A 19,445-nucleotide genomic window follows, 5' to 3' on the forward strand; every position below is an offset into this window, starting at 1 on the left:
ATCCGGGGCCGTCAGGGTCTACGAGGATCCCGCCGATCTGCTCAAGCACCTGGACGAGGTCGGAGGCAGGCGTTGAGAAAGTCTTCCGTGAAGTTGAAAACAGTAAGGAGATCGGTGGATACTTCCCCACACGCGGACCTAAACCAACGCCACACTGCTATCGACTGCGTTTGACATTCCGCTTTGGCACCATGAAAATCCGACACGAGATCCTTGGGGCTGCAGAAACCGCAGAAGGAATGTCTGCTTTTGAGGGTGGCGCGATCGCCTGTGAACGGCGAGGTTGGGTTGAAAGCGGCGTTGCTGGAAAGGGTTGATTGTCGCCAGTCCGCTTTCAGGAGGCAAAGCCTAAGAAGCGGTCGTTCCCCTGACCATCACAGCTCAGCAGCTTCGCGTCCAACCTCCTAGTAGAAGCCGCTTTTCGACGTTTCTCGGAGCAGCCGTTCCTCTTGCCACGGTCTCGGCCGCTTCGCCCCTCCTCCGGCGATCCCAATCTGCGCCAGCCATGATGTGCGCGGGCAGATCAGGCGGGCCGCGGCCCATTGCAAGCCTTGGAACTCCCGATTCGAGGTGAGGTTGCCGAGGATCAGCGAGGAGCCAGCCTGTGAGCAACGTCGAAATCGAGCCCTACGACGATCCAGCGGGCGGCTGGGGCTCGGCCCGCTCGCTCGTCGAGATTCTGACCCGCGAACAGATCCCTATCACGGGCGCGGCTCTGCTGTTGAAGCAGAACAAGCCGGGCGGCTTCATGTGCGTGTCCTGCGCTTGGCCAAAGCCGGCGAAGCCCGCGACCTTCGAGTATTGCGAGAACGGCGCCAAGGCAACGGCTTGGGAGCAGACTCGCAAGCGCGTCGGTCCCGACTTCTTCGCGAAGCATACGGTCGCCGAGTTGCTGACTTGGACGGATTACGATCTGGAGGCGCAAGGCCGGCTTACACATCCCCTGCGCTACGATCCGGCGAGCGACTGCTACGCCCCGATCTCATGGGAAGACGCGTTTGCGGAGATCGGCCGCGAATTGTGCGGCTTCGATCCGAAATCCGTCGTCTATTATTCGTCCGGCCGCGCTTCGCTGGAAACCTCGTACATGTATGGGCTGTTCGCGCGGCTCTACGGCAACAACAACCTGCCCGACTCCTCCAACATGTGCCACGAGCCGACCTCGACGGGGTTGAAGGCGTCGATCGGCGTGCCGGTGGGCACCACAGTGCTGGAGGATTTCGAGAGCACGGACTGCATCCTGTTTTTCGGCCAGAATGTCGGCTCGAACGCACCGCGGATGCTGCATCCGCTGCAGGATGCTCGGCGGCGCAAGGTTCCTATCATCACCTTCAACCCGCTGCGCGAGCGTGGACTGGAGCGCTTCACCGACCCGCAATCGCCCGTGGAGATGCTGACCAAGTCGTCCACGCGGATCTCGACGCAGTATCATCAGGTAAAGGCGGGAGGCGACATCGCGGCGATCACCGGAATGTGCAAGGCCCTTCTTGCGACCGATCGGGAGATGCAGGCGGAGGGGCGGCCGCGCGTGCTCGACGCCGTGTTCATCGCCGAGCACACCTACGGCTTCGAGGATTTCGTCGGCTTCTGCGATCGCCAGGACTGGGCAGTGCTCGAAAAACGATCGGGGCTAACGCGCGAGGCGCTTGAAGCCGCCGCCGCCGTTTACGGACGTGCTGAGCGGGTCATCGGCATCTACGGCATGGGGCTGACCCAGCATCGTAAGGGCACCGAAACGGTTCAGATGCTCGTGAACCTCATGCTGCTGCGCGGGAATATCGGCAAGCCGGGGGCGGGGCTCTGCCCGGTCCGCGGTCATTCCAACGTGCAGGGCCAGCGCACCGTCGGCATCGCCGAGAAACCGGAGCTGGTGCCCCTCGACAGACTCGCCGACCTCTACGGCTTCGAGCCGCCGCGCGATAAGGGTCTGAACACGGTCGAGGCCTGCGAGGGCATCATCGCTGGAAGCGTGAAGGCCTTCATTGGCCTCGGCGGCAATTTCGTGCGCGCGGTTCCTGATACGGAGCGGATGGAGGAAGCTTGGCGCAGCATGCGTCTGACCGTGCAGATCTCGACCAAGCTCAATCGGTCTCACCTCGTCAACGGCGCGGTCGCCTACATCCTGCCCTGCCTCGGACGGATCGAGATTGACGAGCAGGCGGCTGGTCCGCAGGCGGTCTCGATGGAAGATTCAACCTCCTGCTTCCACGGTTCCATCGGCGTCACCAAACCGGTGAGCGATCACGTGCGCTCAGAGCCCTGGATCGTCGCGGGCATCGCCAAGGCGACCCTGCCGCCGAACCCCAAGGTCAACTGGGATTCCTGGGTCGGCGACTACGCCAAGGTGCGCGACGCCATCGAGGCGACCTATCCGATGGTGTTCAAGGATTTCAACGCGCGTCTGTTCGAGCCGGGCGGCACCCACAAGCCGCTCGCCGCGCGCGAGCGTCGCTGGGATACCGAAACGGGCAAGGCCAATTTCGTCGTGCCTCAGGGCCTCGACGAGGATCCTGACATGCCGGCCCGGCACGCAGACGTGCTCGACCTGATCACGCTACGCTCGAACGACCAGTTCAACACCACAGTCTACGGCTATCACGATCGCTTTCGCGGGGTGAAAGGCACCCGGCAGGTGCTGTTCATGAACGAGGTCGACATCGCCCGGCTCGACCTCGCGGACGGCGATACCGTCGACGTCGTCACGGAGTCCAACGACCAGTATGTGCGAGCCGTGAAGGGGCTCAGAGTGGTCAAATACAGCATCCCGGAGGGCAATTGCGGGGGCTACTATCCCGAGTTGAACGTGCTCATCCCGCTCTCGCATCATGACGAGCAGGCTAAGACGCCAGCGGCGAAGGCGATCCCTGTCCGCATCGCCAAGGCAGGACCGAGGCCGATGCCAAAATGACCATTCGCAGCAATGAGCGCTGACCGCAGATCTCTATTTCGTGCAACGCGTTACGATCGTTAATGAGGCGGAGCAATGGGATCGGCAATCTGTTCGCCAATCTAGGAAAATTGCTTGCGGCCGGCTTCAGCCGGCTGCTTCGCGGCCATTGTTCGCTGTACGATGTCCTAAGCTTAGGTCCGCGTTCGGGAAACTTACGCACTGCGCGGGACGACCTAGTTGGGTCGAGGCCGTGTCAAAACGCGTTGAGGGTGGCCGCCAGCGCCGATCTACAGGATGATGACGGTGGCGGGGTGGGCCTCTTCAGGCTCGTATGGCCTGGATGAGTTCGGCTGCTCCGAACAGGCGGATCATCCGCTTCACGTTGTAGGCGAGGATCGCGAGGCTCATTTCGGTTCTTACGCCTTTCAGGCCCTTCGTCAGGAAGGGCGTGCTGCCCATCCAAGCCTTCAGCGTTCCGAAGACGTGCTCGACCGTTGCTCGTCGTACCGCCATGGCATCAGGCATGGCATCGAGCCGCTTCTGCATGGCCTCCAGCACCGCCTCGTGCCTCCATCGCTTCAAGCGCTTGACCTTCTCGGGCTTGCAGAGCGCACGCACCGCGCAGGCATGACAGGCTGTCCGACTGTCTGTCGCGCTATCACGGCAGCCTGACCGCTCACGATGTGCGACAACTGGTTCTTCAGATCCGTCATCACCGGGTGAGTCTCATCAAGCATCGCGCGTTGATGGGCGCAGCGGGCATCGATGTCTGATATAACGCCCTATACTGTGACCGGCTTAAATGGTCATAATCGTATTACATACAGATGTCCCACTGCCGAATGGGCTCTCAAGAAGTTGAGAGATTTTCTACATGCTGAATATGCGGAAATCGTGGTCACGGACCCGGCTAAAAATATTTTAAACGAGGCCGATCTTGCGGCCCTTGTCGATATTAATGCTGCCGGCGGCGCTGCTGTGAACATTGATGCGCCAAAGGCGCCAACTCTAGCTAGCTAAAGCGAAAATATTAAGTTCGATCAAAAATTTCCGAGTAACAGCCTGGGATCGTTTAAGTGGATATCAAGGACATCGGTCATAGCGCCGCTAGCTCAAGTCTCGACACGGCGGAGCGTGCCTATCGCGCTATTGTGGCTTATCCGGACGGTGAGTCGATCGACGGCGCCAACGTCTCAGTCATTATGGTGCTCTGGAACACCTGTGCGGTGCGCTAACGGATGACGCCGCCGTCATGCCGAGTGAGACATGCGACGCCGCCGGCGTGCGCTACGGCTTTACCTATGCCGAAGCCGCTGCTGACTTTCGGGCAAATCGTGGACCGTGGATGCACCGGATCCAGTCGTTAATGGGCGGCGGATAATGCCGTGAGCCAGCGTATGTGACTACTGCTCTCCGCAACACGGCGCCTTTTAAGCCTGCCATCTAACACCTGAAGTGCGAGCGGGCTCCCGAATGCCCGGAGAGCGGCTGGTGACATGCGCAGACCAAACGCTTCATGCGGAATGCGTCAACGATCCTACACCACGACATGAAGGTTACTAGGCAATCTTCTTCCAATCGCGATCAGAGAGCCGCCAAGGCCGATCCCTGGCATAGGAAGCTGGACGCCCGTTTTGGCCTATGGTTCGAGCGAGCATCACTTGGTTGCCGAGAGCCGTGATCTCGATCGTCGTCGTTCCGAAGCCGTCGCTACCGGCCAGCTGTGTTCCGACGCCCCAGCCATGTTCGCGACAGATATCGGCAGCGTGGCGTCGATCATTGTGCGTGCCCATGCACGTCCTTCTTAAAGGCCCGACGCATAAAAATGCTATGAGCAACTGAATGCTGCAGAGCAGCGCTCTTCTGACGCGCAGTCCCTACCTGAAGCACCGGACATTGAAGCGATTTACCCGATACGCTTGGCATTCCAGCTTCCACTGCAAGCAACAAATCCGCCACTAGTGCGCCAAGTCCCGCTACCGCTGCCTTGGCGTTTGAGATTGCCCGAGATTGGCAATTTATTCGAACCCTTGGTGATCGTAGCCTGTACCATCCCGCTTGCCGAAACGCCGCCGGCGATGTCGACATTTTCGCCGGGAACCGAGGCGTTGCGTCCTTTGACCTGCACTTGATAGGTGGTGGAGGCTGGGCACGGCCCGTCGTTGGTGACGGCTGTAATGGTCCATGAGCCGTCAAATTGATCCGGTACGCGCACTTTCCGCGCTGCCGCATCGGCTGCGTGTTGCGCGACTAGGAAATAAGCAATGCTCATGATCCAGCGTGAAATAAAAACCATTCGGGCTCCCTCGCTCAGCCGTTCCAGCCCAACCTAGCCGTGGAGGTACGCGCAGAACGTCCAAATAGTTTCGTTCGGTATGGTACCCTAAATATTTTGCGCGCCGCTGATACACCAATCGATTCAACCTTTTTCGGCTTCGAGAACTAGATGCGACGTTATGGCTATCTAAAACTAATTCAACTTAAGCCTAGCTGGCGGCCATAGGTTCGATCATCGAACCGAACGAGGTTCCTAATGACCGACAGCACCGTCCGCACCACCGGAAACGGCGGGGAAACCCATCAAACAACCGATGCCGATCACCCGGTGCTGACGACCAATCATGGTACGCCTGTCTCCGACAACCAAAACCAGCTCAAGGCTGGCCCGCGCGGGCCGGTGCTTCTTGAAGACGAAGTCTATCGCGAGAAAATCAATCACTTCGACCACGAACGCATCCCGGAGCGGATCGTGCACGCCCGCGGCTCCGCTGCGCATGGCTATTTCGAGTGCACCGAGAGCCTCGCAGATATCACCGTGGCCGACCTGTTCCAGCGCAAGGGACAGCGAACCGAGGTGTTCACCCGCTTCTCGACCGTTGCGGGAGGGGCGGGCTCGATCGATACCCCCCGGGACGTTCGCGGCTTCGCTGTCAAATTCTACACGCGAGAAGGCAACTGGGATCTCGTCGGCAACAACATCCCGGTGTTCTTCATCCAGGACGCAATCAAATTTCCAGACCTAATCCATGCTGCCAAAATGGAGGCCGACCGCGGCTACCCGCAGGCGGCAACTGCTCACGACACGTTCTGGGACTTCATCAGCCTGATGCCGGAGTCGACCCACATGATCATGTGGGCCATGTCGGACCGAACGCTGCCGCGCACCTTCGCCAACATGGAGGGCTTTGGTGTCCACACCTTCCGTCTCATCAATCAGGAAGGGAAAAGCACCTTCGTTAAGTTCCACTGGAAGCCAAAAGCTGGTCTAGCCTCAACCATATGGGACGAAACGGTGAAAATCTCAGGGGCGGACCCGGACTTCCAACGCCGTGATTTGTTCGAGCGGATCGGCCGCGGCGATTATCCGACATGGGAACTCGGCGTGCAGCTTTTCGACGAGGCCTTCGCCAACAGTCAGCCCTATGATGTACTCGACGCGACCAAGATCATCCCCGAAGAGGTGCTCCCAGTTAAGATTGTCGGGCGCATGGTGCTTGATCGCTACCCGGATAATTACTTCGCAGAAACCGAACAGGCAGCCTTCGTTCCCAGCCACGTGGTGCCCGGCATTGGCTTCTCGAACGATCCGCTGCTTCAGGGCCGCCTGTTCAGCTACACGGATACACAGCTATCGCGCTTGGGATCGGTCAATTTCCACCAGCTTCCCATCAACGCCGCGAAGGGGCGCGCCTCGGCGGTGGGCTGCCCGTTCATAAACCAGCAGCGAGACGGCCATATGCAAATGGCTGCCCCGAAGGGACGCGCCAACTACGAACCCAATAGCCTTGCTCGAGCAGGCGAGCTGGGCGGCGCTCGCGAGGACCCATCCAAGGGCTATGTGACCTTCCCATCAGACGAGGAAGGGCAGAAGCGCCGTGTCCGACCAGAGAGCTTCGCCGACCATTACAGCCAAGCGAGGCTGTTCTTCCGTTCGATGGACCCAGCCGAGCAGGCACATATCGCTTCTGCGCTGGTCTTCGAACTGTCCAAGGTCAGCTTGGAGCATATCCGGGTGGCGATGCTTGCCAACCTACGTAATGTCGACGAGGAACTGGCAACGCGTGTTGCCGATGGGCTGGCAATGGAATTGCCCCCTCCCTCCCCGACTGCCGCGCCGGTCCTGGACATGGAGCCGTCGCCAGCCTTGCGCATCATCCGTGGTCCGCTGGAGCGGCATACGCTGGAAGGGCGCACCATTGGCATCCTGATCGCGGATGGGACCGATGCCGGGGAGTTGAAGAAGGTGATGGCTGCCGTAACGCAGGCGGGCGGCCATTCGATCACGATCGCACCGAAGGTCGGCGCAGTGCCGCTGTCGGACGGTTCGAAGCTGAAGGCTGACGCTCAGCTGTTCGGTCAGCCGTCTGTGACCGTGGACGCATGTGCCGTTATCCTATCGGACGACGCGTGTAAGAACCTCCTCAAAGAGGGAGCGGCTGTGCAATGGGTCATGGATGCTTTCGGCCATTTGAAAGCGATAGGACACAACGCCGGCGCTCAACCGCTTCTCGACAAAGCTGGTGTCGAGCTTGACGAAGGCGTGGTGGATCTCGGCGCTTTCGCGAAGGCTGCAACAAAGCGCTATTGGGACCGTGAGCCCAAGGTTCGTACGCTCGCTTAGGTCGTAGGTGCTACTCGGACGGTCGCTGCCTTCAGGCGGCCGTCCGAATTATTTACAATGCGAAGCCGCAAGTACATTCACAGACGTCTCCAAGCTAATTTCTACCATACCCGAAATAGCGAGGTCATCAGGTCGCACGGATACAGCTTCGTGCCCCATGGGAGATCTGTAACCGGTTCATGCACGGTTTAGCGATTTTTGGACGATCCGCTGAAACGTGGTCAGAGCGACGACGGACGCCGCCTTCGCCAAGCTGCCGCTGCGGCCGCGATTGACGGAACCGCCTTTCACTCGGCTAGTTCCAGCGTAGGACGTGGAGACTAAACATGTGCTCGACAGGAAGCACGACTGCTTGCTTTTTTGCGATTGCCTTGCTGATGGGTCTCGGCTGCGTGACTATTCCGTCACAAGCCTGCGATCGTGATATCCGTCCCAACGACGACATTATTGGACCGAGTGTGGGTCGTAACGCGTTTACGGCAATTCCATCTGGTCTTGCTGAGATCGGTGCGGGCTGGGCCAAAACAATGGCAAACGCCTACGCGGACCCGCGTTTGGATGATCGAGACTATTTCGATCACTATCGACGGCCGTACACCAGATCGGCCCGTCTCCCATTCCGGCGCGATTCTTGGCGTTAAGCTTCGAACTAGAAGGCCGATCGTAAGACGAGCTCGCGGAAGCGGAAGAGCTTGACCGTCGAACAGGCAGACGCGGCGGCCGCTTCAAGGTGTCTAAGCATCTGCATGCCGAGTTAGCCGCTGGCTTCCTGCGGTTCGGTTCCGATCTCGGTCTTAGGCCGGCAAAGTGGCAGACGGCCGATGTCGACGACGGGCGCATGTATCTGCATAAGGCCGAGCATACGCATGGCCAGAGTTGTGGGCCCGAACGCATCCTCGAACTCGACTCCTATCCCGCCGAGTATTGCTAGAAGCTGAAGGCCTTCCCGGACAAGTTCCGGTCGGTGGTGGCCGCCAACGATAATTATTGGGATCTTGTCGCGGCAAGCGTGAACCGTGCGCTGCGTGCAGTTGGCAACGCCACCGGGAGTGGATCGCTGAAGGCCTTTCCGTTCGTCCCCTACACGCTTCACCACGTCGTAACCGCGCGCGCGAAAGGTGCCGTCGCTTGTCGGGGTATGGACGTCCTCATGACCCGCCGCGCCAAAGCCGCCGGCATCGACGTCGTGAAGCCACGATCGGTCCCACCTACCGCGAACGCGGCAAGCCGGTCGTTGTGCATGTCCGCTGGTCCGGCAAAGGGCCGAGGAACGTCTTGATCGGACGAGAAGACGGTAAGCGCGTTGTCCGGCCGTTCAGAGGGCGGCGGAAGCCGCTCGGCCGCCTTAGGTCTACGCCATGGCCGAGCCCCGCGAACCAACGTGGTCTGTCGTCCTACGAGCCATGGGTCTCTGGGCGGGCGCCGCCTTCGTGGTCTGGGTGAGCGGATGGCTGGGCGATTGGTGGTAGTGGTCGGGGATCGCTGATTCTCCGACCGCTCCCCGGGCTATGGCCGCAGCCCGCACGCATCTGCAAAGCATTGTCGGCGGTGTCGCCTAGTTCGAGCGGGAGATGATGCTGGAGAGGCAGCGCGCGGGCATCGCCAAGGCTGAGGCAGAGGGCGCCTACAAGGGCCGCAAGCCAACTGCACGGGCTAAGGCGGTGGAGGTGAAGGGATCGGCATGGCTGCAATCGCCACCAAGCTCGGCATCGGCAAGGGCAGCGTGCATCGGGCATTGAACCCGAAGGCTCCGTGAGCCCATCCCAGTGTCAGCCTTGAACGGCGAGGACGCCTACCGGGGCCGCAAGCCCAGCTTCACGCGGGACCAGTTCGTGGCCGTGCGGGATGCCCTGGACAAGGACTTTGGCGTCAGTGCCATCGCGACGCCCACGGGGCTGACCCGGCAGACGGTCTACAAGATCGAGGTGAACCCGGCGGAGGCCGAGGCGGCGCTGGCTCGGTGGTCTTGATAGCCGCGGCACCTGGCGAGACCTTGGCCACAGAAACAATTAGGTACGTAACGGCGTGCATTTGCGCACCTTTATGGACGAACAATTCCTCCGTCTCGCTTGTTGTTACTTCATCTCAGACAGCGGCCGGATTTGGCCACGGAGTCCATGACATGAAGAAAATCGCGATTGCCGCAACGGCGCTCATAGGCGCCCTGGCTTTCCTACCTGCTTCTGCCGACGCTCGCGGCTTCGGAGGTGGTGGCGGCTTCCATGGCGGGGGCGGCGGCTTCGGAGGAGGACGTGGTTTCGGGGGAGGACGCGGCTTCGGTGGCCCTGGCTTCGCCGGTAGAGGTTTCGCCGGCCGTGGCTTTGCAGGCGGGTATGGTCGCGGTCGCGGCTACTACGGCCGGGGGTTAGGCTACGGGCTGGCAGGCGCCGGGCTGGGCCTGGGCGTCGGATACGGCCTCAGCGGCTACTACGGCGATGGGTGCGGCTACGGGTATGGCTACAGCGCCTATGGCTCGCCGTACTGCGGCAGCTATTACGGCTACGGGTACTGAGCAGTAATTCGGCCAATCGCGACAACGAATATGACGCCCTCGGTTGCCTCAGCAGCCGGGGGATTTTTTTGTCGCGCACGGCTGATGATTGGCGGGGGCAGTGTCTATGCGGCGAAAATGCTAACGGCTGAGGGGCAGCTCACGCACCTCACCAGGGACGAGGTCTAGTATCTCAGCCTCAAAACGCGAAAGCACACCCGTTATGCGGTCCACCTGCCACTCAGGCGGCATCGTGTCGGCAACCGTCCGCAAGGCTTCGTCGTCGCAATCGGCGTACGTCCCAAAGAGCTTGATAAGTTTTGCCTGATCGGGGCGCGCGCTCGGCACCCACACGCTGACTTGATAGGGAGTCATGCCGGTCTCCAACTCCAATAGACATTACATATGATGTATTCCGGGTCGGCTTCTTGGGTTCACCAAACTATGATGGGAAAACGATCGAAAAATTTCCTAATCAACTGCCGATTTGCTGCTCAATCATCAATTTGGGAACAAGCGTAGGACGATCTGCTTTCCCGGCACGACTGGCTTCGGAAATTATAACGGAGTCGGCACATGCGAAAGCTGGATTGGAAATGACGATGAACTATCGAATGATGACCGCGGCGGTTGCAATCGCACTCAGCCTCGGCGTTGCCTCCGCGGCGTCAGCTCAGGGGGCGGGCGGCAGCGGCGGTGGTGCCATGGGTGGTGGCGGCATGAGTGGCGGCATGCAGCAAGGTGGCCAGATGGGCCAGGGTGGCATGGGTATGGAACAGGGCGGCATGCGCCAAGGCGGCATGCAAAAGGGCATGCGCTCTAAGAAGATGATGAAGAAAAAGAGAATGATGAAGCGCAGCCGCGCGATGTGAGCTGAGACAACTCAAGGAGGGTGGCGTCCGCGCGATGCCGCCCTCTCATCGAGACCGCTACCGGAGTTCAGGCTTAGCGGGCAATCAGCGAGATTTCCTCTATCAGCCCAGTCGAACGCCCAGCTCCGCCTCGGCCAGCACCTCGGCCTTCACGCTTCGAAGGTAGCCCGTGAGCCGTTTGGCTGCTTCAAGGTCGGCACACTGGACTCAAAGGCTGGAGGACCGCACGTCCCTCCCAAGGCTCCTCAGGACGGCCTCGGCAGGCCATGCCGCCTTCCGCTCGGATGAGCTAGCGAGGTGGCGGAGACCGTATGGCGTGCCGATGATGATCAGGACGCGTGCTGGGTCTGTCATCCTCGGAGGCTAGCCGCGAGAAGCTGGCCCGGGAAGGTCTGGGTCGCTGGCGCGAAGGTCGCACCCATAACCGCGTATTGCCCCAAATGGGCTCAGCCGGTCGGCTTGATGTGCTCGATGAACCTCAGGCCATCCCAAAGCTCGACCGCGTGCTTCTCTGCCATGACCCGAGCTAAGGATAGAGCGGCGGCGTCGTCGGCTGCGTTGAGCTTGATCGTGTCGAGCACGTGCCCGTCCGAGGCCAGTGCTGTCAGCCGATATTGAGTAAACGCCGAGTTGCTAATCCGCGTGGTCATGGACCGGGCACCCTTCGCTGCGCCTAGAGATGCCACCCCGCGCTAAGCGGAGGTGGTTGGCGGCAGTCAACGACAGAAACCTAGGCCGAGAGCGCCGCCCCGGAAGGTCGCCGACGCGCTCGGTCTGATAGCGCACAGCAGCCCGCGACCTCGGCGAGGGCCGGGCCGTGTTGGCTAGGCAGTCACAGACTTCAGCAAACCCTGGCCGCCCCTCGCCACAACTCGGCCTGTTCGACTAGCCTGGAGGCGGTCTGATGCGCGGACGAAGGCCGCAAAGTTTTGAGCGTCGTCTTCTGCGAGGCCGCCTATGAGAACCGTTGCGCCGCTGTAGAGCGTGAGGTTGCGCTCGTTGCGAACAAGCACCGTATAGGCCTGCTGATCTCCGTCCTTGGGGATCTCATCTCGCGCAATCTGCGGTAGCGTTTCCATCGCCATCTGTCGGATGACTTTAGCGTCGGCGCATTCGTCGCCGACATCGTCCCGGATCAGCGAATGGTCGTCGTGAATGTCGAAGCAGTAGCGGGACATGGGCTACCCGGATCCCCTTGATCCGATTCCAACCCACTGCCAGCGTCGAAGTTCTGTCACCAAGTTTACAGTTGGGCGATCTCCTTAGAGAAGGCCTCCGGCACCACAACATCGAAAACGAGCCGGGCAGTCATGACGACGTTGTCGGGACCGTCTCGAACGACCACGATGACGGCGCCCCCCTTCTCACTCAAAGTCTTGGGAGAAACGACGTAGTTACTGGCCGCGAGAACTGCCTCACCCTGTGCGGTTTCAAGGTCGGGAAGCTCCAGCCCCTCGTTATCAATGGCGTCCATGCCATCGTGTATGTCGAAGAAGTAGCGAGGCATGACACCGCTCCCCTGAGGCTCGGCGGGAGCACGAAGAGCTCTCAATCAACGGCGCCGGGTAATTACCGATGATGTCTCGGCATAGACGCAGACAATCAGCTTTTGTACAACATATATTGGTTTTTAATATAGTGCGTAACTCACAACGGCGCGAGTGAGCTTGCCGTTTAATTCCGCACGCTTGCTCTGCCGACCTCATAGCTGCGGTACACTTTTGCGGTTCTTCTCCAGCGCATTCCATTTTCGCCAGCAAGGATCCCGTCATGACCGACACCGGATCGACGGCGCGTTACGTTCGGCCCGGTGACCCAAAGCCGCTCGGAACAATCACTCTCCACTCACGTACGGCTTTCTCACCATTTGAGGAGCCGCAGTGACTCGCTACACCTTTGACGTGGTCGATGACGGTCCCGTGGAATGGGACGACGAAGGCATCGTGTTTGCCGACCATGCCGAGATCGAGCGTCACGTTCGCGCTGATCATCGAAGCTCAAAAACGGCAGGTCGATCGCGGCAGCCTGGACGGGCTCACCACCGTCTTTGTGCATCGTGTCGGTGGTGGGGGCAGCTTCGGCGACTGAGAGATGCTTGCGCTCCCGCCTAACAGTCGAGGAGCAAGCCATACCTAGCGCGTCATATTTTCTTAGGACGCGGCCTTTCTATCGGGTGCTTTTGCTCCGGTCGGATGGGACTGTCGTCAATGTTCGATCGTTGCGAGCTGCTGATGACGAGCATGCAAAAAGCCAGGTCAAAGCGATGGTAAACGGTCACGCCATCGACCTGTGGGATGGCCTGCGATTCATTGAGCATTTTGCTGTTGAGGGCGAGTTTCCTAGCAATCTGTCGCAGGAACAATCAGTCTTTGCGGAAGTATTGATTCAGTCATAGCCGCGCGGCCGCCTTGCGTTTTCGGCTATTTGAATTTGCCGATGGAGCCTTGCCGCATTATATTTTTGACGTTCACGATGATGGCCCCACAGAGTGGGGCGATGAGGTGTATAGCTACGAGACACGAGATGATATTGCATGCCAGGTCCGGCAGCTCATTGATGCTGCCCGTGCCCGTCAGAAAGCACGCGGGAGCCACAACGTTCTGACGTCGGTGTTCGTACACCAGGATGGCACTAAGATTGTTCTGATTGCCTATGCGAGACCGGGCCAGCAGGTGCAGCTCGAATGGACGCCGACTCAAGGTGCGCCCTAGCGCGCCAAGCATCGCGATCGGCACGTGTCTCGATTAGTTCGGCCTGTACCTCATTGATGCGGGCATGCAGTTCGCCACCATCGACGGCAATTTCAACGAGCATGTCCTGCGCCTGAGCAAGCTGCGCGCGCAATTCGGCGACCTCGGTTGCAAGCGCCACGATGAGGGAAGCCGTGTCATCGCTCATCCTAGATCCCGAACCTGCAAGGGCGGCGTAGATAGCAGCCACGGTTGGGGTTGGGCACGCTTTATGTTGGGGTCTGAAAAAACGTTCCCGACGATTGCTAAAAAGAGAGGGTGTCCTCGAGGCTTCAAATCAATCCTCGACTCGCTCGATAAGCTTACCCTCGCGGTGTTTCGCCGCGTGCTGATGGCACAGACCATTCTCTCTGGCATAGCTTGTGCAGCGACTCTTTATCACTTTTACCTGAGTGATCTTGACTCCGTTCCTGATTAGGGCCGGCTGCTTCCTGGTGAGTATGGCTTGGCACTGAGGCGAAAGGAGATGTTTCATTCGCAAAGTTTAGGGCGCGAAGCAGCTGGTGGAAATGAGCCTATCGATCTTAAGTTTGTTAACAAGTAGACTAAGAAACCGATGTTGATCTGGCGAGATGGCTCAGTTCATCTTTGCATGGACGGCCATGCCTCGATATTACTTTGAAATTCACGATGGTGATTGGGGTGAAGTCGATACGGAGGGAGCAGACCACCCCACCGAAAAGCACGCGGGCGAAGAGGCCATCGGCACCCTTACGCATCTTGCAAAGGACAAGCTCCCGAGTCGGGACGAGCGCGATTTCACGGCCGATGTCCGGGACGAAAGCGGTCGTCTTATCGTTCACGGCAAGCTTTCATTCCGAGGTGTTTGGGCGAAATGAACTCATGAAAAAGCCCGCTCGGCGAACCGGGCGGGCTGAGTTCTTGGGAGATCATGCCGACAGGATCAAGGCAGAAGCAGTCGGCACGGCTTGCGACGATGGGTGCGCCACATCTCGATCGTTCGCAGCTTCTGCGCTATTGCGCCACAACGTATGTCGGGAAATTTGCGCCCTGCAATAAGCTAAGCACAACAAAAGCCGCCGTGAACTAGGAGGAACACGGACGGCCTCTGAGGTCGGGCGGAGCAGCACTGCAGACACCCGAGTTGGTGAAACCGGGGGTACGGGCGATTGTTCAGAAGCAACAAAGCCCGCCCATGTGAGCCAATGGGACGGGCCTTGAAGCCGAGGCTATGCTGTGTGGGGCTTGCCTCAGACCGCACGATACGGCCGGAGGCCTCAAATGGTTTCAGTCGGGTCCGGCGCGAACCGCTACACAGGGCGCCGACATCAACTGCGTCCCGGCAACGAGAAAGCTCCGTACCGATCTGGCGGCTTGGTCGTTTCGCGGCGCCAGACGTTAGCCGATGATGACGTATCGACTGATCGGTGTTGCGCTAGGCTCCTACGAAATCCATTTGCGGGGCGAGCCGGTTGGAAACCTCACTCGCACGGCTGGCACACGGCATCGGCCCGTGATCTGGCGAGCACGCCTCACCGAACGGCAGGCCATCTCAAACCACCCGCGGCCCTTCACGCGATCAGAGCACGAGTTTCGGACCTTCGCTGCCGCGCAAGCTTGGCTGGGACCGGAAACGACTGCCGCCAAAACCTAAGCGATCGGCTTCACCGGGCCGGCTGGGGTTAGATCAAATCCAGAAACACGAAGCCGCTACGAGGCCGCGTCGCCCGCCGGTCGTCTCAACACGGCGCGGGTGACGGCGGGTCGAGCGGTTTTCCTGCCCCACAGGCCGCTCGACCCGTCTGGAGCTTCGCCTCTACCGTCTTACACGGCCTGCTCGAGTCTCAGAAGAATTCTGGAAACACGCGGCAGCTACGATTGTGAACCGTCTGAATCTTCTCGATCTGCCGGCAACGGACCGGGCGATCCCCCGCCCCCCAAGCGTCGCTCGGCCCGTCAATCCTCGATCCGTTCCGATCAGCCCCGATGTCCGCTTCTGAACCGCCGACCAACGGCTTGGAATGACCGGGTTGGGCGCAGCGCTGCCGGAGCACAGGCAGAACCGAGGTCTGCTTTCGGGAACTGCGCGGCCACGCGTAAACGGCCGGCATGGATCGATACCCGCCCCAAGGTCGACGTCCGCTTCCAAGTAAGGGGGGCCTAAAGCTTCCAGTCCGCTGTCAGCCGACCTCCATCATCCAGAAACAGCCGGACTGCGGCTAAAAATTTATCTAATTATTTCAATGATGTAGGTGTTCGCAGTTTTATTCTGATTGGCGCGCCATTTTTCCCAAGCCGTTGCTTGGGTTGAACTTCTTCCACCCGAAGCCAAGCCGCGTACTCTCCTTAGAGTGCGCCCAAGCGCCCAGAGCCTAAGGGCCGAGGCGGAACTGGGCCCGGGTTTGGACTAGGAGCCAGCAGCGGGACGAGATTCTTGCGGTCGCGCAAGAGACGACGCGCAAAATTTCGCGGTCACAATCGCGGTACAGCCAGGCCGGTACAGTTGCCCCGGCGGTTGCGAGCGTTATGTCGGCTCGTGCACGCCGCACCGATCAGTCAACACAGCTCATCCGCGCGCTAGCTGTCTCGCCGTATAGCTTGGCAGTTTAACATTGTTGTATCAGTTCTAATCTTGGCAATCTGGTTGATGCGCCGGATACAAGAGGCCTAGTCTTGCGCGGCAAGCGAATCGACATTGCAAATTGTTCGGGAGAAACGTCATGAACATTCGTGCCGACATTCCCTCTTCGTCGCCCACACTGCCGCCCGAGTTACGCGCCTGGCTCGGCAAGGAGCGCCACCTTCTCATCGACGGGAAGTGGGTTCCCGCTCGATCTGGCAAGACGTTTGAGGTGACCGATCCGGCAACGGGCGAGGTCATCGCCAAGGTCGCCGAGGGCGACAAAGCCGATGTCGACCTCGCTGTGAAGGCAGCCCGCCGCGCCTTCGAAAGCGGGCCGTGGTCGAAGATGAGCCCGTCTGCCCGCGGGCGCCTGCTACATAAAATCGGCGACCTGATTTTGGAGCATGCGGACGAACTCGCTGCACTGGAAGCGATCGATAACGGCAAGCCGAAGAATGTCGCCAAGGCCGCGGACGTGACACTCTCGGCCGACATGTTTCACTACATGTCAGGATGGGCGACGAAGATTGAGGGCAAGTCGATACCGATCTCGGCGCTAGCCGCGCCCGGCTCCGACTTCTTCTCGGTGACGCGTCCCGAACCCATTGGGGTCGTCGGCCAGATCATCCCGTGGAACTTTCCGCTGCTGATGGCGGCCTGGAAGCTTGCCCCAGCGCTGACCACCGGATGCACCGTCGTGCTCAAGATTGCGGAGGAGACCCCGCTCTCGGCGCTGCGCCTCGGCGAGTTGCTTCTCGAAGCTGGCTTACCGGACGGCGTCGTCAACATCATCGCCGGCTTCGGTGAGACTGCAGGAGCGGCACTCGCTGGCCACCCTGATGTCAACAAGGTTGCGTTCACTGGCTCGACCGAGGTTGGCAAGCTCATCGTGAAGGCCGCCTCGCACGACCTCAAACGCGTCTCTTTGGAACTCGGCGGCAAGTCGCCGAACATCATTCTACCAGACGCTGACCTGTCGCTCGCCATTCCGGGCGCCAATGCTGCGATCTTCTTCAATCACGGTCAGTGTTGCAACGCGGGTTCGCGCCTCTTCGTGCATCGCTCGATCTTCGACAAAGTTGTCGATGGCATTGCCGCGGAGGCCAGCAAGATCAAGCTCGGCCATGGCCTGTCGGAAGGCACCGAGATGGGCCCGCTGGTCTCGTCGGTTCAGTACGAACGGGTGAATGGCTACATCGCTGCCGGCCGCGACGAGGGCGCCAAGGAGATCGTGTGCGGTGGCGACGTACCGAATGGCAAGGGTTACTTCGTAGCCCCGCGCATCCTTACGGACGTCAACCCAAGCATGAAGGTGGTGCGCGAAGAAATTTTCGGCCCAGTCCTCGTCGCCACGCCTTTTGACGAGATTGACGATGCGTTGATCGCCGAGGCTAACAATTCCGTCTACGGCCTCGCCGCCGGCGTCTGGGGCAAAGACACCGGCCGCGCTCAACAAGTCGCCCACAAGCTCCGAGCCGGAACGGTTTGGGTCAACTGCTATCACGTGTTCGATGCGGCTTTGCCCTTCGGCGGATATAAACAGTCCGGCTGGGGCCGAGAAATGGGTCAGGCCGTGCTCTCGAACTACCTGGAGACCAAGGCGATCACGACCCGACTTGGCTCAAACTAGGCTGCGGCCAGTTTCGGTGGCTTAACGTTCTCGATAACCCGGCCGCGCAGCGAAACCCGCTGGCGGCCGGGTGCCTTTTCATCGTCTGGGCACCGCCTCAGCCGCCCCGGCGCATCTCGGACAAACCGCGATCATCCAACGGCCGAGCACCAGTATTTCGTCTCGGTGTATTCCTCGATGCCGTATTTCGATCCTTCGCGCCCCATCCCGGACTGCTTCACGCCGCCGAAGGGTGCGACTTCATTCGAGATGATACCGGTGTTGTGGCCCACAATCCCGTATTCGAGCGCTTCCGCGACCCGCCAGGCCCGGCGGCCATTCTCGGTGTAGAAGTACGAGGCGAGCCCGAACTCGGTGTCGTTTGCCATCCGCACGACCTCCTCTTCCGTCTCGAACCGGAAAAGCGGCGCGACAGGGCCGAAGGTCTCCTCGTGAGCGATCCGCATGGATTGAGTGACGCCGACGAGGACGGTCGGCTCGTAGAACAGGGTGCCGGCGTCGCTGCGACGTCCGCCGACGAGAGATTTCGCTCCCTCGGCGAGCGCATCGGCGACATGTCCCTCGACCTTGCGGATCGCGGCCTCGTCGATCAGCGGCCCAATCAGCACGCCCTCCTGGGTCCCGGCGCCGACCTTTAGCCCGGCGACGCGGTCCGCGAGCTTGCGTGCGAACGCGTCGTAGACGCGCGATTGGACGTAGATCCGGTTGGCGCAGACGCAGGTTTGTCCGGCATTGCGATATTTGGAGGCGATGGCGCCCTCGACCGCCGCATCGAGATCCGCGTCGTCAAAGACGATGAAGGGCGCATTCCCGCCGAGTTCCAGAGACAGCCGCTTGATCGTGGGTGCGCACTGCGCCATCAGCAGCCGCCCGACCTTCGTCGAACCCGTGAACGAGAGCTTGCGGACGCGGTCGCTCCCGGTCAGCACGCCGCCGATGACCTCGGCAGGCCCCGTGACGACCTGGAGCACCCCAGCAGGAATGCCAGCCTGCACGGCGAGATCAGCAATCGCCAACGCCGTCAGCGGCGTCTGGTCGGCCGGTTTGACGATGATCGTACAGCCCGCTGCGAGAGCCGGGGCCGCCTTGCGGGTGATCATCGCCGCCGGGAAGTTCCACGGCGTGATGGCCGCGCAGACGCCGACCGGTTGCTTCAACACGAGGATGCGCTTGTCGGCCTGCGGCGAGGGGATAATGTCCCCGTTGACCCGCTTGGCCTCCTCCGCGAACCACTCGATGAAGGATGCCGCGTAGAAGACCTCACCGCGGGCTTCAGCCAGGGGCTTGCCCTGTTCGGCGGTCATGATCGCAGCGAGGTCGTCGGCGTTGGCGACGATCAGGTCGCGCCAGGCCCGCAGCTTCACGAATCGTTCGCTCGCGGCAGTCTTCGACCAGCTCCTGAAGGCTCGGTCGGCCGCATCGAGGGCGGTCTCGATGTCATTGGCCACCAGTGACGGGACGCGCCCTACGACAGAGCCGTCGGCAGGATTGGTCACGACGATCAAGTCGCGCTCCTGCGATGCGTGCCACTGCCCGTCGATGAGGCAGGCTTCCCGCAGCAGGCTGGGGGCATTCAGGTTCAACGCCACTTTCAACTCGCTTGTCTT

Annotated in this window: 19 protein-coding genes and 3 pseudogenes; 14 read left to right on the forward strand and 8 right to left on the reverse strand. The window is 60.5% G+C overall.

All coding sequences use genetic code 11. The features are described 5' to 3' along the window. Nucleotides 1-76: pseudogene (locus HCU64_RS25445) on the forward strand (HAD family hydrolase); the annotation flags it as partial. A 528-nt stretch (nt 77-604) separates the two neighbouring features. Next, on the forward strand, nt 605-2,908 hold the full coding sequence (locus tag HCU64_RS15930) for an FdhF/YdeP family oxidoreductase (RefSeq protein WP_233385081.1): 2,304 nt from the start codon (nt 605-607) through the stop codon (nt 2,906-2,908). A 303-nt stretch (nt 2,909-3,211) separates the two neighbouring features. Here HCU64_RS15930 and HCU64_RS15935 read toward each other — a convergent pair. Further along, nucleotides 3,212-3,535 (reverse strand): annotated as a pseudogene (locus HCU64_RS15935) (transposase); the annotation flags it as partial. Between the two features lie 120 nt (nt 3,536-3,655). Between HCU64_RS15935 and HCU64_RS15940 the strand changes: the two are divergent. Together HCU64_RS15940 and HCU64_RS15945 are read left to right on the forward strand one after the other, a co-directional pair. Further along, nucleotides 3,656-3,910, forward strand: coding sequence for a hypothetical protein (locus HCU64_RS15940; RefSeq protein WP_233385082.1), 255 nt, complete (start codon nt 3,656-3,658; stop codon nt 3,908-3,910). A gap of 56 nt (nt 3,911-3,966) precedes the next feature. Beyond that, a complete protein-coding gene (locus HCU64_RS15945) occupies nt 3,967-4,125 on the forward strand; it encodes a hypothetical protein (protein ID WP_233385083.1) in 159 nt (52 codons plus the stop codon). A 324-nt stretch (nt 4,126-4,449) separates the two neighbouring features. On the opposite strand, the gene HCU64_RS25630 is transcribed toward HCU64_RS15945, so the two are convergent. Together HCU64_RS25630 and HCU64_RS15950 are read right to left on the reverse strand one after the other, a co-directional pair. Beyond that, the gene (locus HCU64_RS25630) at nt 4,450-4,683 is read right to left on the reverse strand and encodes a DUF7241 domain-containing protein (RefSeq protein ID WP_442785974.1); all 234 of its coding nucleotides are present in this window, start codon (nt 4,681-4,683) and stop codon (nt 4,450-4,452) included. A 113-nt stretch (nt 4,684-4,796) separates the two neighbouring features. Then, nucleotides 4,797-5,186 (reverse strand): heme utilization protein, encoded by a 390-nt coding sequence (locus HCU64_RS15950; RefSeq protein WP_233385084.1) that lies wholly within the window; start codon nt 5,184-5,186, stop codon nt 4,797-4,799. 237 nt (nt 5,187-5,423) lie between these two features. Between HCU64_RS15950 and HCU64_RS15955 the strand changes: the two genes are divergently transcribed. The 5 genes and pseudogenes from HCU64_RS15955 (at nt 5,424) to HCU64_RS15975 (ending at nt 10,023) form a co-directional block, all read left to right on the forward strand. Then, nucleotides 5,424-7,511, forward strand: a complete 2,088-nt coding sequence (locus HCU64_RS15955; protein ID WP_233385085.1) for a catalase — start codon at nt 5,424-5,426, stop codon at nt 7,509-7,511. Between the two features lie 730 nt (nt 7,512-8,241). Next, nucleotides 8,242-8,442, forward strand: a complete 201-nt coding sequence (locus HCU64_RS15960; protein WP_233385086.1) for a hypothetical protein — start codon at nt 8,242-8,244, stop codon at nt 8,440-8,442. A 604-nt stretch (nt 8,443-9,046) separates the two neighbouring features. Beyond that, nucleotides 9,047-9,267, forward strand: a pseudogene (locus HCU64_RS25635) (recombinase family protein); the annotation flags it as partial. A gap of 10 nt (nt 9,268-9,277) precedes the next feature. Continuing rightward, the gene (locus tag HCU64_RS15970; RefSeq protein ID WP_233385087.1) at nt 9,278-9,481 is read left to right on the forward strand and encodes a helix-turn-helix domain-containing protein; all 204 of its coding nucleotides are present in this window, start codon (nt 9,278-9,280) and stop codon (nt 9,479-9,481) included. A 152-nt stretch (nt 9,482-9,633) separates the two neighbouring features. Next, the gene (locus tag HCU64_RS15975) at nt 9,634-10,023 is read left to right on the forward strand and encodes a hypothetical protein (protein WP_233385088.1); all 390 of its coding nucleotides are present in this window, start codon (nt 9,634-9,636) and stop codon (nt 10,021-10,023) included. A gap of 120 nt (nt 10,024-10,143) precedes the next feature. Here HCU64_RS15975 and HCU64_RS15980 read toward each other — a convergent pair whose 3' ends face one another. Continuing rightward, complete coding sequence (locus tag HCU64_RS15980) at nt 10,144-10,377, reverse strand: hypothetical protein (RefSeq protein ID WP_233385089.1); 234 nt, start codon at nt 10,375-10,377, stop codon at nt 10,144-10,146. Between the two features lie 53 nt (nt 10,378-10,430). Between HCU64_RS15980 and HCU64_RS15985 the strand changes: the two genes are divergently transcribed. Continuing rightward, complete coding sequence (locus HCU64_RS15985; protein ID WP_233385090.1) at nt 10,431-10,874, forward strand: hypothetical protein; 444 nt, start codon at nt 10,431-10,433, stop codon at nt 10,872-10,874. A gap of 446 nt (nt 10,875-11,320) precedes the next feature. Here the strand turns inward: HCU64_RS15985 and HCU64_RS25285 are convergent, their stop codons facing one another. From HCU64_RS25285 to HCU64_RS15995, 3 genes are all read right to left on the reverse strand, one after another. Beyond that, nucleotides 11,321-11,455, reverse strand: a complete 135-nt coding sequence (locus tag HCU64_RS25285) for a hypothetical protein (protein ID WP_267922419.1) — start codon at nt 11,453-11,455, stop codon at nt 11,321-11,323. A gap of 243 nt (nt 11,456-11,698) precedes the next feature. Further along, the gene (locus HCU64_RS15990; RefSeq protein ID WP_233385091.1) at nt 11,699-12,052 is read right to left on the reverse strand and encodes a DUF6894 family protein; all 354 of its coding nucleotides are present in this window, start codon (nt 12,050-12,052) and stop codon (nt 11,699-11,701) included. Nucleotides 12,053-12,117: 65 nt separating this feature from the next. Continuing rightward, nucleotides 12,118-12,381, reverse strand: coding sequence for a DUF6894 family protein (locus tag HCU64_RS15995; protein ID WP_233385092.1), 264 nt, complete (start codon nt 12,379-12,381; stop codon nt 12,118-12,120). 449 nt (nt 12,382-12,830) lie between these two features. Between HCU64_RS15995 and HCU64_RS25290 the strand changes: the two genes are divergently transcribed. The 4 genes from HCU64_RS25290 (at nt 12,831) to HCU64_RS16015 (ending at nt 17,838) form a co-directional block, all read left to right on the forward strand. Next, the gene (locus HCU64_RS25290) at nt 12,831-12,962 is read left to right on the forward strand and encodes a hypothetical protein (protein WP_267922420.1); all 132 of its coding nucleotides are present in this window, start codon (nt 12,831-12,833) and stop codon (nt 12,960-12,962) included. A 687-nt stretch (nt 12,963-13,649) separates the two neighbouring features. After that, on the forward strand, nt 13,650-14,042 hold the full coding sequence (locus HCU64_RS16005; RefSeq protein WP_233385292.1) for a hypothetical protein: 393 nt from the start codon (nt 13,650-13,652) through the stop codon (nt 14,040-14,042). Nucleotides 14,043-14,196: 154 nt separating this feature from the next. Continuing rightward, on the forward strand, nt 14,197-14,463 hold the full coding sequence (locus HCU64_RS16010) for a DUF6894 family protein (RefSeq protein WP_233385093.1): 267 nt from the start codon (nt 14,197-14,199) through the stop codon (nt 14,461-14,463). Between the two features lie 1,842 nt (nt 14,464-16,305). Beyond that, a complete protein-coding gene (locus HCU64_RS16015; protein WP_233385094.1) occupies nt 16,306-17,838 on the forward strand; it encodes an aldehyde dehydrogenase family protein in 1,533 nt (510 codons plus the stop codon). A gap of 131 nt (nt 17,839-17,969) precedes the next feature. On the opposite strand, the gene HCU64_RS16020 is transcribed toward HCU64_RS16015, so the two are convergent. Next, a complete protein-coding gene (locus HCU64_RS16020) occupies nt 17,970-19,421 on the reverse strand; it encodes an NAD-dependent succinate-semialdehyde dehydrogenase (RefSeq protein WP_233385274.1) in 1,452 nt (483 codons plus the stop codon). Nucleotides 19,422-19,445: the final 24 nt, after the last annotated feature.

The organism is Methylobacterium sp. C25, from assembly GCF_021352225.1.
In the GTDB taxonomy this organism is placed as follows: Bacteria; Pseudomonadota; Alphaproteobacteria; order Rhizobiales; family Beijerinckiaceae; genus Methylobacterium.

Excerpts from the sequence above, each read along its gene's own strand:
- HCU64_RS15940 (WP_233385082.1), top strand. The coding sequence starts at position 3,656 with ATGTCTGATATAACGCCCTATACTGTGACCGGCTTAAATGGTCATAAT.
- HCU64_RS25630 (WP_442785974.1), bottom strand. The coding sequence starts at position 4,683 with ATGGGCACGCACAATGATCGACGCCACGCTGCCGATATCTGTCGCGAA.
- HCU64_RS15950 (WP_233385084.1), bottom strand. The coding sequence starts at position 5,186 with ATGGTTTTTATTTCACGCTGGATCATGAGCATTGCTTATTTCCTAGTC.
- HCU64_RS15955 (WP_233385085.1), top strand. The coding sequence starts at position 5,424 with ATGACCGACAGCACCGTCCGCACCACCGGAAACGGCGGGGAAACCCAT.
- HCU64_RS15975 (WP_233385088.1), top strand. The coding sequence starts at position 9,634 with ATGAAGAAAATCGCGATTGCCGCAACGGCGCTCATAGGCGCCCTGGCT.
- HCU64_RS15980 (WP_233385089.1), bottom strand. The coding sequence starts at position 10,377 with ATGACTCCCTATCAAGTCAGCGTGTGGGTGCCGAGCGCGCGCCCCGAT.
- HCU64_RS15990 (WP_233385091.1), bottom strand. The coding sequence starts at position 12,052 with ATGTCCCGCTACTGCTTCGACATTCACGACGACCATTCGCTGATCCGG.
- HCU64_RS15995 (WP_233385092.1), bottom strand. The coding sequence starts at position 12,381 with ATGCCTCGCTACTTCTTCGACATACACGATGGCATGGACGCCATTGAT.
- HCU64_RS25290 (WP_267922420.1), top strand. The coding sequence starts at position 12,831 with ATGCCGAGATCGAGCGTCACGTTCGCGCTGATCATCGAAGCTCAAAAA.
- HCU64_RS16005 (WP_233385292.1), top strand. The coding sequence starts at position 13,650 with ATGCAGTTCGCCACCATCGACGGCAATTTCAACGAGCATGTCCTGCGC.
- HCU64_RS16010 (WP_233385093.1), top strand. The coding sequence starts at position 14,197 with ATGGCTCAGTTCATCTTTGCATGGACGGCCATGCCTCGATATTACTTT.
- HCU64_RS16015 (WP_233385094.1), top strand. The coding sequence starts at position 16,306 with ATGAACATTCGTGCCGACATTCCCTCTTCGTCGCCCACACTGCCGCCC.